We start from the raw sequence: 13,060 nt of genomic DNA on the forward strand, positions 1-13,060 counted from the left end.
TATTCTGACGAACGGTATGGTCAGCGACTTCTCTCTTTTGGAACAACATCGATGAACACCACCGAAAGCCTCAAGGATTACCAACGGGTTCGCACGCTGGCGATCCGTTCGTTGTTCGAGATCATCGAGCAATCCAGTGAAGGCACGGTGATTGTCGACCGCGACGCGAACATCGTCTGGATGAACGAGCGCTATGCGCGGCGCTTCGGGCTCGACTCCGCCGCCGGGGCCATCGGCAAGCCTTGCGAAAGCGTGATCCCCGGCAGCCTGCTGCGCGAAGTGGTGCGCACCGGGCGGCCGATTCTGCTGGACATGCAGGACACCCCGAAAGAACCGCTGGTGGTGATGCGCCTGCCGATTCATGACGACGCCGGCGCGGTGATCGGCGCCATCGGTTTTGCCCTGTTCGACGAACTGCGCACGCTGTCGCCGATGCTCAAGCGCTACCTGAGCATGCAGGAAGAGCTGGCCTCGACCCGCTCGCTGCTGCGTGCCCGCCAGACCAAATACAACTTCGCCCACTTCATCGGCACCAGCGCTGCCAGCCTCGAGGTCAAGCGCCGTGCCCGTCGCAGCGCGAGCGCCGAGTCGCCGGTGCTGTTATTGGGCGAAACCGGCAGCGGCAAGGAGCTGCTGGCGCAGGCGATCCACGGCGCGTCGCCTCGGGCGCACAAAGCGTTCGTCAGCATCAACAGCGCGGCAATTCCCGAAGCGCTGCTCGAAGCCGAGTTCTTCGGCACCGCCCCCGGCGCCTTCACCGGCGCCGATCGCAAGGGCCGCACCGGCAAGTTGCAGATTGCCCAGGGCGGGACGCTCTTTCTCGACGAGATCGGCGACATGCCACTGCCGCTGCAAAGCAAATTGCTGCGGGTGTTGCAGGAAAAGGAATTCGAACCTGTCGGTTCCAATGAAGTAATCCAGAGCGATGTGCGGGTGATTGCCGCGACCTCGACGGATCTGGAAGCGGCGATCAAGCGCGGCGAGTTCCGCGCGGATTTGTACTACCGCCTCAACGTGTTGCCGATTCAGGTGCCGCCGCTGCGGGAGCGGCTGGATGATCTGCCGGCACTCAGTGAAGCGATTCTTGAGGAGTTGCGCAGTCAGCACGAGTTGAACCGCGAAGCGCTGGAGCTGTTGGGACAGCACGCGTGGCCGGGGAATATCCGCGAGTTGCGAAACGTGCTGGAGCGAGCAGCACTGCTCAGTGATGACTTGATGCTGACGGCGGATGACATTCGTGCCGCGATTGGCACGTTCGCACCGGTTGAGCGAACGCTGGTGCCTCTCTCAGAGCCAATAACCAACGAAACCTTCAGTCAGGCTCGCGAGCGGTTTGACCGGCAGTTGATTCAATCCACCCTCGCGCAATGCGGGGGCAAGGTGATCGAGGCGGCTGAGCGGCTGGGACTGGGGCGGTCGACGCTTTACAAGAAAATGATTGCACTGGGGATCGCGGAGTCTCAATAGAGAGACACCATTCCCCATATAGAGACAACATTAAAAGCATCGCGGGCGAGCCCGCTCTCCCGGGGGAATGCGTACAACTGTGGGAGCGGGCTTGCCCGCGATATCGTCCTCACAGTTATAGAAGTCTCCAAACAGAGACAAAAACTCCAAAACTACCGCCGAATATCAAATTAATTCCTTTTATTTCAACAACTTAACTATCTGGCACAGATCTCGCTTCAGGCCTCCCCACACCCGTTCCACCCACAAAAATAACAATCGAAGGAGCACACCATGAGTGTGATCATCGCCTTGGCAGCCCTCGCGCTGCTGATGCTCGCGGCCTACCGTGGCTACAGCGTTATCCTTTTTGCCCCGATCGCCGCCCTCGGAGCCGTGCTGCTCACCGACCCGTCTGCCGTCGCCCCTGCTTTCACCGGGGTGTTCATGGAGAAGATGGTCGGCTTCATCAAACTCTACTTTCCCGTGTTCCTGCTCGGCGCCGTGTTCGGCAAGCTGATCGAACTGTCGGGTTTCTCCCGCTCGATCGTCGCGGCAGCGATTCGTCTGCTCGGCACCCGCCAGGCGATGCTGGTGATCGTGCTGGTCTGCGCCCTGCTCACCTACGGCGGCGTTTCGCTGTTCGTCGTGGTGTTCGCGGTCTACCCGTTCGCAGCGGAAATGTTCCGCCAGAGCAACATCCCCAAGCGCCTGATTCCGGCGACCATCGCCCTCGGCGCGTTTTCGTTCACCATGGACGCCCTGCCCGGCACGCCGCAGATCCAGAACATCATCCCCAGCACCTTTTTCAACACCACGGCGTGGGCAGCGCCATGGCTGGGTGTGATCGGCACGATTTTCGTGTTCTGCGCCGGCATGCTGTTCCTGCAGCGCCAACGCAACAAGGCTCAGCGTGCCGGTGAAGGCTACGGCACCGAACTGCGCAACGAACCGGAAACCGCCGAAGACCTTAAGCTGCCGAACCCGTGGATTGCCCTGTCGCCGCTGCTGGCGGTGGGCATCATGAACCTGCTGTTCACCCAGTGGATTCCGCAGTGGTACGGCAAGACCCACAGCCTCGCGCTGCCGGGCATGGCCGCGCCGGTCACTACCGAGATCGCCAAACTCACGGCGATCTGGGCGGTGCAGGCAGCCTTGCTGGTGGGCATTCTGATGGTGCTGGCGTTCGGTTTTAAAGCGATCAAAAGCAAGCTCGCCGAGGGCAGCAAAAGCGCAGTCAGCGGTGCACTGCTGGCGGCGATGAACACTGCGTCGGAATACGGTTTCGGTGCGGTCATCGCCTCGTTGCCGGGTTTCCTGGTGCTGGCCGACTGGCTCAAGAGCATTCCCAATCCGCTGGTCAACGAAGCGATTACCGTGACCCTGCTGGCCGGTATCACCGGTTCTGCTTCGGGCGGCATGAGCATCGCGCTGGCAGCGATGTCGGAGCAATTCATCAGCGCCGCCCACGCCGCCAACATTCCGCTGGAAGTGCTGCACCGGGTGGCCGCGATGGCCAGCGGCGGCATGGACACCCTGCCGCACAACGGCGCCGTGATCACCCTGCTCGCCGTCACTGGTCTCACCCACCGTGAGGCCTACAAGGACATTTTCTGTATTACGCTGATCAAGACCCTGGCGGTTTTCGTGGTGATCGGCACTTTCTACGCCACTGGCATTGTGTGAGGTATTGATGACGACTCTTTATGGCAAGACCGCACTGGTTACCGGCTCCACCAGCGGCATCGGGCTGGGCATCGCCCTGACGCTGGCCAAGGCCGGCGCCAACCTGATCCTCAACGGTTTTGGCGACGCCTCCAAGGTGATCGCCGAAGTCGAGCAGTACGGCGGCAAGGTCGGCCATCACCCGGCGGACGTCAGCGACCCGGCGCAGATCGCCGACATGATCGCCTATGCCGAGCGCGAGTTCGGCGGCGTGGACATTCTGGTCAACAACGCAGGCATCCAGCACGTCGCGGCGGTGGAAGAATTTCCGGTAGAGCGCTGGGATTCGATCATCGCGATCAACCTGTCGTCGGTGTTTCACAGCACTCGCCTGAGCCTGCCGGGCATGCGCGCCAAGGGATGGGGGCGGATCGTCAACATCGCCTCGGTGCACGGCCTGGTCGGCTCCACCGGTAAAGCTGCGTATGTGGCGGCCAAGCATGGCGTGATCGGCCTGACCAAGGTGGTCGGCCTGGAAACCGCCGCCAGCAACGTGACCTGCAACGCGATCTGCCCGGGCTGGGTGCTGACGCCGCTGGTGCAGAAACAGATCGACGATCGCGCAGCCAAGGGTGTCGACCCGCAGCAGGCGCAGCACGATCTGCTGGCCGAGAAACAGCCGTCGCTGGAGTTCGTCACCCCGGCACATCTGGGTGAGCTGGTGTTGTTTCTGTGCAGCGAGGCCGGCAGCCAAGTGCGTGGTGCCGCGTGGAATATCGATGGCGGGTGGCTCGCGCAATAAGCTTGCAATTGATCGCTCCCACGCTGTCGTGGGAGCCTTCTGACCAACAATAAGAGGCAAACCATGTCCGACATTCTCTGGCAGCCCGATGCCAAACGCATTGCCCGGTCCCGCATGGACGGCTTTCGGCACTTCATCAATCAACGCCATCACCTGCACCTCGACGATTACCCGGCCCTGCATCAATGGTCCATCGACCAGCGCGAAGCGTTCTGGCAGGCGATCGTGGATTTCTTCGGCATCAGTTTTCACACCCAACCGGACGCCGTTCTGCGTGGAGGCCTGAAAATGCCGGGTGCCGAATGGTTTCCCGGCGCCACGTTGAATTTCGCCGAACACCTGTTGAGCCGACGCGACGATGCCATCGCCGTGATCGCTATCGGGGAAAACGGCCAGCGTGAACTGCTGACCTGGGCCGAACTGGCCCAGCAAGTCGCCGGCTTCCAGGCCAGTCTGCAAGCAGCCGGTGTCGTGGTCGGCGACCGGGTTGCCGCCTGCATGCCCAACACCTGGCAAACCCTGGTGGCGATGCTCGCGACCACCAGTCTCGGCGCAATCTGGTCGTGCTCATCGCCGGACTTCGGCACCCACGGCGTGATCGACCGCTTTGGCCAGATCGAACCGAAAGTGCTGATCACCTGCGCCGGTTACCGCTATGCCGGCAAAGAGATCGACCAGACCGTCAAGATCAATGAAATCCTCGAACAACTGCCGACCTTGCAGCAGTTGATCATCGTGCCCTACGCGCGACCCCAGGCCCATGCCACGGATTACCGGACACCCGCCAACGTCACGCTGTGGGACGACTTCTATGAACCGGGCGATGAGCCGCAGTTCGTCCCGGTGCCGTTCGATCATCCGCTGTACGTGCTGTATTCCAGCGGCACCACCGGCGTGCCGAAATGCATCGTTCACAGCACCGGCGGCGTGCTGCTGCAACACGCCAAGGAACATGGGCTGCATGTCGATCTCGGCCCCGGCGACCGTTTGTTCTACTACACCACTTGTGGCTGGATGATGTGGAACTGGCTGGTCTCGGCGCTGGCGGTCGGCAGCGCGGTGGTGCTGTATGACGGCTCACCGTTTTATCCGGACAACGAGCGATTGCTGGAGCTGCTCGACGACGAGCAGGTCAGCGTGTTCGGCACCAGCCCGAAATTCCTCGCGACCCTGGAAAGCAGCGGCATCAAGCCGCGCGAAAGCTACGACCTGAGCCACCTGAAAACCCTGCTTTGCACCGGCTCCGCGCTGTCGCCGCAGAGTTATGACTTCGTTTATCGCGACTTCAAACCGGACGTGTGCCTGTCCTCGATGTCCGGTGGTACGGACATCGTGTCCTGCTTCGTCAACGGTAACCCGATGTCGGCGGTTCGCCGGGGCGAGATCATGGGCAAGAGCCTGGCCATGGCGGTGGAAGTGTGGAATGACGCCGGACAACCGGTGATCGGCGAAAAAGGTGAATTGGTATGCACTCGACCATTCCCGGCGATGCCCATCGGACTCTGGAACGATCCCGATGGCGAAAAGCTGCGCAAATCCTATTTCAGCCAGTTCCCCGGCGTCTGGGCCCAGGGTGACTATGCCGAACAACTGCCCCACGGCGGGATGCTGATTCACGGCCGCTCCGACGCTGTGCTCAACCCCGGCGGCGTGCGCATCGGCACGGCGGAGATCTACCGGCAGGTGGAAAAAGTCCCGCAAGTGCTGGACAGCGTAGCCATCGGCCAACAGTGGCAGGACGACGTGCGCGTGGTGCTGTTCGTACGCCTCAAGGACGGCCTAACGCTGGATGAGGCACTGCAACAGCAGATCCGCCAGGTGATCCGCGCCAACACCACACCGCGCCATGTGCCGGCGAAGATCGTCGCGGTCACTGACATTCCGCGCACCATCAGCGGCAAGGTGGTGGAGCTGGCCGTGCGCAATGTGGTGCACGGTGATCCGGTGAAAAACACCGATGCCCTCGCCAATCCGCAAGCGCTTGAGCAGTTTCGCGATCGGGTTGAACTTCGCGACTGACGCCGTTCAGTCCATCAGTCCCCACTCGCCGGTCGAGGGCGGTGGGGACGGCATGGTGTCGGCGTGCAGCTTCAGACGCAGGCGCAGGTTATTCACCGAATCAGCATTTTTCAGGGCCTCGTCTTCATCGATCACCCCTTCTGCTACCAGCGCGAACAGTGCACCGTCAAAGGTCTGCATGCCCAGTTCCGCCGATTTTTCCATGATGGTTTTCAGCTCACCAAAATCATTGCGCCGGATCAGGTCGGCAATCGTCGGCGTGCCCAGCATCACCTCGGCGGCGGCCCGTCGCTGACCGTCCCGGGTTCGCACCAGACGCTGGGAGACGAACGCCTTGAGGTGATTGCCCAAGGCATGCAGCAATTGCGGGCGGCGCTCTTCGGGAAAGAAATTGATGATCCGGTCCAGCGCCTGATTGGCGTTGTTGGCGTGCAATGTCGACAGCACCAGATGCCCGGTTTCGGCGAAGGCCAGCGCATGTTCCATGGTCTCGCGATCACGGATTTCGCCGATCAGCACCACGTCCGGGGCCTGGCGCAGAGTATTTTTCAGCGCAGCGTGAAAGCTGCGGGTATCGACCCCGACTTCGCGCTGGTTGATGATTGATTTTTTGTGGCGATGGATGTATTCCACCGGGTCTTCAATGGTGATGATGTGCCCGCTGCTGTGGCGATTGCGATGGTCGATCAGCGCCGCCAGCGACGTCGACTTGCCCGAGTCGGTGGCGCCGACGAACAGGATCAGGCCTTGCTTGAGCATCACCGAATCGAGCAATACCGGCGGCAGTTTCAAATCTTCGAATCGCGGAATGTCGAGTTTGACGTTACGAATAACGATCGACACGTCATTGCGTTGTTTGAAGATGTTGACCCGGAAGCGGCCGATCCCGGTGCGGGAAATCGCCAGGTTCATTTCCAGATCCCGGTCGAACTCCCGTCGTTGTTCGGCGTCCATCAGGGAGACCGCGATACTGGCCACCTCACCGGGTTTGAAGGGCTGCTCGCTCAAGGGCGTGAGCACCCCGTCGAACCGCGCACTGGGTGGTGCGCCCGTGGACAGGAACAGATCCGAACCGTGGCGGCTCGCCAGTTGTTTGAGCAATGCATCGATTTCCATGGCCAAAAGCACCTGCGAAGCTTTCAATGAACACAAGACCGCGCCGTGACGCGACGTGCCTTACAGCGTCTACCGCACTAGGATAGTAGACGCCGCCTCACCGACCGACGCCCAGGATTGATGTGATGAACGCTGTACCGAACACCAACGACGCCCAGGCATTGATTGCCCGCACCGACTGGAGCCGCAGCCCGCTGGGCGCCGCTGGCACCTGGCCACAGAGCCTGCGCACCGCGGTGGACATCGTGATTCACTCGCCGATGCCGATGCTGCTGTTGTGGGGCCCGCAACTCACCCAGATCTATAACAACGGCTTTGCACTGCTCGCCGGGAGCAAGCATCCGCACGCTTTCGGACAACCGGCGCACCAGATATGGCCGGAACTTAGAGACTTTACCGACCCGATTTACAGCGCCGTCCTACAAGGCCAGGTGCGAACCTACAGCGAACGGCGCTTTACCCTGCAACGGGACGGCCAGGACTCCGACTTCTGGCTGGACCTGACCTACAGCCCGATCCGCGACGAAAGCGCGCAAGTGGCCGGGATTCTGGTCACCGCCATCGAAACCAACGAACGCCGGCGCATCGCCCTGGAACTGCAGCAGCGCTCCGAAGACAGCCTCAAGGCCCAACGCGAAAGCGAAGAGCGCCTGCAACTGGCGCTGGCGGCCACCGATGCGGTCGGCACCTGGGATTGGGACATTGGCGAAGACCGCTTCATCGCCGATGCGCATTTCGCCCAGTTGCACGGTGTCGATCCGGCCCTGGCCGGTCAATTGCCGATCAGCGAGTACCTGCACGGCGTGCACCCCGAAGACCGCGCTATGATCGCCCGCAGTATCAAGCATTGCATTACCCACGGCACCGAATACGCTGAGGAATACCGCCTGCTGCAAGCCAATGGCGAGCTGCGCTGGGTGTTCGCCCGCGGGCGCTGCTACAAGGATCATCACGGCCGGCCGATACGTTTTCTCGGCGCGGCGCTGGACCTGACCGAACGCAAGCACACCGAACAGGCACTGCGGCAAAGCCAGACCGAGCTGCAACTGATCATCAACGCCATGCCGATCCTGATCAGCTATGTCGACCACGAAGAACGCTTTCGCCTGAACAACGCCGCGTACCTCGACTGGTACGGGCTCACGCCGCAAGAGCTGTACGGTCGCACGATCCGTGAGGTGATCGGCGAAGAGGCCTATTTCCTGCGGGCGCCGTACATCGCCGAAGCACTCGCCGGTCGGCCCTGCTCGTTCAGCCTGTACACGCCGCACCGCGACGGCAGCCAGCGGCATGCCTTGATGAACTACCTGCCGCGTCACGGCGCGGACGGTGCGGTAAACGGTTTCTACATCTTCGTGATCGACGAGACCGAACGCAAAAAGACCGAAGAAGCCCTGCGCAACCTCAATGAAACTCTTGAGGAACGCGTCAGTGCACGCACCGAGCAACTGGCCCAGGCCAACCAGCGCTTGCAGAACGAAATGTTCGAACGCGAGCGCGCCGAAGATGCCTTGCGCCACGCGCAGAAAATGGAAGCGGTCGGCCAGCTCACCGGCGGCATCGCCCATGACTTCAACAACATGCTGACCGGCATCATCGGCAGCCTCGACCTGATGCAGCGCTACATCGCCAATGGCCGCGCCGATGAGATCGGCCGTTTCACCGACGCGGCGGTGTCTTCGGCCAACCGCGCAGCCGCGCTGACTCACCGTCTGCTGGCGTTCTCCCGGCGTCAGTCGCTGGATCGCAAAACCATCAACGTCAATGAACTGATCCACTCGCTGGAAGACCTGATCCGCCGCACCAAGGGTGATCCGATCGAGCTCAAGTTGCGCCTGGCCGACAACGTATGGTCCGTCAGTACGGATGTCAGCCAACTGGAAAACGCCCTGCTCAACCTGGTGATCAACGCCCGCGACGCCATGCCCGACGGCGGCGAGCTGTTGATCGAAACCGCCAACGTCTACCTCGACGGCAACGACATCACTACCCTCGAACCGATCAAGGCCGGTGATTACCTGATGCTGGCGGTGAGCGACAACGGCACCGGCATGACGCCTTCAGTACGTTCCAAAGCGTTCGATCCGTTCTTTACGACCAAACCCATCGGGCAAGGCACCGGGCTCGGCTTGTCGATGATTTATGGCTTTGCCCAGCAATCGGGTGGGCACGTCAGCCTCGACAGCCTGCCGGGCCAGGGCACCTGCGTGCGCCTGTACTTGCCGCGTTTGTATGCACTGGAAGCGGAGCTGCCGGCAATCGAAGCGGTTGCCGAGGCTCCGGCTGTCGCCACTGGCGAAACCGTGGTGGTGGTCGAGGACGATCCGGCAGTGCGCATGCTGGTCATGGACCTGCTCAAGGAGCTGGGTTATCGCGCCCATGAGGCCGAAGATGCCAAGGGTGCCCTGCCGTTGCTGGAGTCCGACCTGCGGGTTGACCTGCTGGTGACCGACGTCGGCCTGCCGGGCATGAACGGCCGGCAAATGGCGGAGATCGCCCGCCAGCATCGTCCGGGGCTCAAGGTGTTGTTCATGACCGGTTACGCGCAGAAAGCCGCCGAGCGCCAGGGCTTCCTCGAAGACGGCATGGACATGGTCGCCAAACCGTTTTCCATCGAACAGCTGGCCGGCAAGATCCGCACGATGATCAGCCAAAACCCGTGACTTGAGGCATAATCCGCGCCCCGCCGTCACCCCGCTACAGGTATTGCACGATGAAAGCCCAAGCCCGCCACATTCTGGTGAAGACCGCCGAAGAGGCTGAAAAACTCAAGCAACGCATCGCCAACGGTGAAGCGTTCGATGTGCTGGCGAAGAAATTTTCGACTTGTCCGTCCGGCAAGCGCGGCGGCGATCTGGGTGAAGTGCGGCCGGGGCAGATGGTCGGTGCGATCGATGCGGTGATCTTCAAAAAACCGCTGCGCACCGTGCACGGGCCGATCAAGAGCAAGTTCGGGTATCACCTGGTGCAGGTGTTTTACCGCGACTGATCCAGTGCCCTGAAGGCGCGGCTTTCGGCAGCGCCTTCAGGGATCGGCATCAATCCCTGGGGATCAACGCCCCAGGCACTTGAATGACCTGACTGGCCAAGCGATGCCCCGCCTCCGCCGCCTGCACAGGGCTTGCGCCGGACAAGCGACTCGCCAGATACGCCGCACTGAACGAATCCCCCGCCGCCGTGGTGTCCACCACCTTCTCGACCTTCTGCGCCGGGACTTCGAACGCTTCCCCGGCGCAACGGATCAGACAGGCTTCAGCCCCGCGCTTGAGCACCACTTCCGGCGTGCCGATCTGCGCGTACGCTTCAAACACCGCGTCACAGTCTTCGAAATGGAACAGCGCCTGCTCGTCGTCCACCGTCAGCAACGCCAGATCGACATGGGGCAACACGCTGCGATACGCCACCCGCGCCTCTTCCACCGAAGCCCACAGGCGTGGGCGGTAGTTGTTGTCGAAGACGATTCGCGCGTCACGCTGACGGGCTTCGATCAAGGTCTCGATCAGTTTTTCCCGACCTTGCGCGCCGAGCACCGCCAGCGTGATACCGCTGAAATACAGCACGTCGTAATCGGGCAGCGCTGCCAGAATCGGCGCGGCCGCCGGCGTGGTGAAGCAGTCGCGAACGGCGGCTTCGTTGCGCCAGTACAGAAAACGACGTTCGCCGGCGGCGTCGGTCTGGATGCAATACAGACCCGGCAGACGACCGGGTAAACGCTGGACCAGATCCAGACCAATGCCTTCGTCGGCCCAACTGCGGCACATCGCGTCACTAAAGCTGTCGTCACCCAGCGCCGTGACGTAATCGACCTGCGCGTTGTCGCCCATGGCGCGGGACAGATAGACCGCCGTGTTCAGCGTGTCACCGCCAAAGCTCTGTTGCAGGCTGCCATCGGCACGTTGCTGGAGTTCGATCATGCATTCGCCGATCAGGGCGATGCGCGGGGTGTTCGGACCCAATGCACTGAGCGAGTTCATCAGAAGCAGGTTTCCATGGTTTCGATCACCGACAGCTGCTCGTCCACCAGCAGCCCCACGCGCCACTTGTCGAAGGTCAGGCATGGGTGCGAAGTGCCAAAGGAAATGATGTCGCCGACGCGCAATTCCACGCCGGGCGCCACGGTCATGAACGCGTGCTGGTCCATCACCGCCGTCACCTTGCAGGCGCCGACATCGTCGCCCACTGCCGGCAGCACGCCGGCCTTGTAACGCAGCAACGGCACCGGCATCCCGGCATCGAACGCCACGTCACGCTTGCCCAGGGCAATCACCGCAAACCCCGGCTCCGGCAGCGACTGCACGTGCGCCCAGACTTCCAGCGCCGGGCGCAGGCCTTCGTGCAGGTCGCTGCGACGGTCGAGCACGCAGCACTGCGCCTCTTTATAGATGCCATGGTCGTGCGCCACGTAACTGCCAGGGCGCAACACGCTGAGGAAACGCCCGCCAGCGTTCTGCGCTTCGAACGATTCGGCGATCAGGTCGTACCAGGCCGAACCCGACGCGGTGATGATCGGCTTGGCGATGGCGAACGCGCCGCTGTCCTGCAACTGCACCGCCAGGCGCACCAGCGAGGCGGCGAACTCACGGATGCCGCTGACCGCGTGATCGCCATGGATCACGCCTTCGTAACCTTCGATGCCGGTCAGGGCCAGCGCCGATTGCGCGCCGATGGCCTTGGCCAGTTCGATGACTTCCTGCTCGCTGCGGCAACCGCAACGGCCGCCGACCACGCCGTATTCGATCATCACGTTAAGCCGCACGCCGCGCGATGCGAAATAAGCGCCCAGATCGGCGACGTTGTCCGGGTGATCGACCATGCAATAGAAATCGAAGCCGGAATCGGCCGCCAGCAGATCGGCGATCAGCGCCATGTTCGGTGTGCCGACCAGTTGGTTGGCCATCAGCACCCGGCGCACGCCGTGGGCGTATGCAGCGCGGGTCTGGGTGGCGCTGGCCAGGGTGATGCCCCAAGCGCCGGCGTCGAGCTGACGACGAAACAGCGCCGGGGTCATGCTGGTCTTGCCGTGGGGCGCGAGTTCGGCGCCGCTGTCGCTGACGAATTTCTGCATCCAGCGGATGTTGTGTTCCAGCGCTTCGCGATGCAGCACCAGCGCCGGCAGGCTGATGTCACGCACCAGTTGCGCGCCGACGGCGGCATCGCCCTTTTCCACGGCAGCAGTGTTGTTGGCAGTCGTCATGGTCGAACTCCTCACAGTCGCGCCCGCAGGCAGGCGCGGTTATTCGTTGATTCGCCGGGCGAGGCTGTTGGCGCTCTCGATCAAGACCCGGCGATAGTCGTTGTAATTGTTCTTGGCATCGGCGCGCGGGGCGACGATGCACAGGGTGCAGATGGCCACGCCTTGAGGGTCTTTGACCGGGGCGGCGAAGCAATGGGTGAAGGTGTCGGCGACACTGTCGAAGGAGAAGAAACCGTCGATGCCGGCCTGACGGATTTCCGCCAGAAACGTCTCCATCGGCAGGCGTTCGCCACCCGGCAGAATGAAATCGTCTGGGTCGATCAGGTCACTGATCTGCTGATCGCTCAAGTGCGCCAGCAGCAGGCGCCCGGACGCGGTCCACGGGATCGGCGCGTTTTCACCGATATCGGAAGAAATGCGGAAATGCCGCTCGCCCTCCTTCATCAGCGCCACCGTGTATTTGCGCCCGTTGAGCAGGCACATCTGCGCGGTTTCCCGGGTCTGGCTGACGATCTCCTGCAAGGCGTGATCGGCTTCGCGACTGAGGTCGAAATGGCGCAAGTGCGCCTGGCCAAGGAAGTACAGCTGACGACCGAGATAGACGTGACCGTCCTTGCCCACCGGCTCCAGAATCCGCCGCTCGAGCAATGACGCCACTAGCTCGTAGACCGTGGATTTCGGGCTGCCGATGCCGTTGGCGATGTCATTCGGGCGCAGTGGCTGGCCGATTTCCTTGAGGAAATCGAGGATATCGAACGCCCGGTCCAGACCGCGTGCCCGGCGCTTGATGGTGTCTTCGGTCATTTCTGTGGTTCCCT

At 62.2% G+C, this 13,060-nt stretch carries 10 protein-coding genes; 6 read left to right on the forward strand and 4 right to left on the reverse strand.

Going from position 1 to position 13,060, the window contains the following annotated elements; all coding sequences use genetic code 11:
* Positions 1-51: 51 nt before the first annotated feature.
* The 4 genes from ABFB52_RS16030 (at position 52) to ABFB52_RS16045 (ending at position 5,932) form a co-directional block, all read left to right on the forward strand.
* Positions 52-1,467 carry a sigma 54-interacting transcriptional regulator gene (locus ABFB52_RS16030; protein WP_102686081.1) on the forward strand — a complete coding sequence of 472 codons (1,416 nt, stop codon included), beginning with the start codon at positions 52-54 and terminating at the stop codon, positions 1,465-1,467.
* 273 nt (positions 1,468-1,740) lie between these two features.
* Positions 1,741-3,132: a GntP family permease gene (locus ABFB52_RS16035; RefSeq protein WP_007952055.1), complete on the forward strand. Its 1,392-nt coding sequence runs from the start codon at positions 1,741-1,743 to the stop codon at positions 3,130-3,132.
* 7 nt (positions 3,133-3,139) lie between these two features.
* Entirely contained in the window at positions 3,140-3,913 is a 774-nt protein-coding gene (gene hbdH / locus ABFB52_RS16040) for a 3-hydroxybutyrate dehydrogenase (RefSeq protein ID WP_102718109.1), read from the forward strand.
* A gap of 63 nt (positions 3,914-3,976) precedes the next feature.
* A complete protein-coding gene (locus ABFB52_RS16045) occupies positions 3,977-5,932 on the forward strand; it encodes an acetoacetate--CoA ligase (RefSeq protein ID WP_129973271.1) in 1,956 nt (651 codons plus the stop codon).
* A 6-nt stretch (positions 5,933-5,938) separates the two neighbouring features.
* Here ABFB52_RS16045 and ABFB52_RS16050 read toward each other — a convergent pair whose 3' ends face one another.
* Positions 5,939-7,048, reverse strand: a complete 1,110-nt coding sequence (locus tag ABFB52_RS16050; RefSeq protein WP_085745512.1) for a PilT/PilU family type 4a pilus ATPase — start codon at positions 7,046-7,048, stop codon at positions 5,939-5,941.
* A gap of 125 nt (positions 7,049-7,173) precedes the next feature.
* Between ABFB52_RS16050 and ABFB52_RS16055 the strand changes: the two genes are divergently transcribed.
* A complete protein-coding gene (locus tag ABFB52_RS16055; RefSeq protein WP_129973272.1) occupies positions 7,174-9,711 on the forward strand; it encodes a PAS domain-containing sensor histidine kinase in 2,538 nt (845 codons plus the stop codon).
* 50 nt (positions 9,712-9,761) lie between these two features.
* Positions 9,762-10,037, forward strand: a complete 276-nt coding sequence (locus ABFB52_RS16060) for a peptidylprolyl isomerase (RefSeq protein WP_007952044.1) — start codon at positions 9,762-9,764, stop codon at positions 10,035-10,037.
* A gap of 49 nt (positions 10,038-10,086) precedes the next feature.
* On the opposite strand, the gene ABFB52_RS16065 is transcribed toward ABFB52_RS16060, so the two are convergent.
* From ABFB52_RS16065 to ABFB52_RS16075, 3 genes are read right to left on the reverse strand one after another with little or no spacing between them, the layout of a single operon-like run.
* The gene (locus ABFB52_RS16065) at positions 10,087-11,022 is read right to left on the reverse strand and encodes a sugar kinase (RefSeq protein WP_129973273.1); all 936 of its coding nucleotides are present in this window, start codon (positions 11,020-11,022) and stop codon (positions 10,087-10,089) included.
* The gene (locus tag ABFB52_RS16070; RefSeq protein WP_129973274.1) at positions 11,022-12,242 is read right to left on the reverse strand and encodes an amino acid deaminase; all 1,221 of its coding nucleotides are present in this window, start codon (positions 12,240-12,242) and stop codon (positions 11,022-11,024) included. Before ABFB52_RS16070 ends, ABFB52_RS16065 begins: the two co-directional genes overlap by 1 nt.
* Before the next feature lie 39 nt (positions 12,243-12,281).
* Positions 12,282-13,046: an IclR family transcriptional regulator gene (locus ABFB52_RS16075; RefSeq protein WP_085603279.1), complete on the reverse strand. Its 765-nt coding sequence runs from the start codon at positions 13,044-13,046 to the stop codon at positions 12,282-12,284.
* Positions 13,047-13,060: the final 14 nt, after the last annotated feature.

It is taken from the genome of Pseudomonas sp. 9.2(2024), from assembly GCF_039695385.1.
In the GTDB taxonomy this organism is placed as follows: Bacteria; Pseudomonadota; Gammaproteobacteria; order Pseudomonadales; family Pseudomonadaceae; genus Aquipseudomonas; species Aquipseudomonas paraglycinae.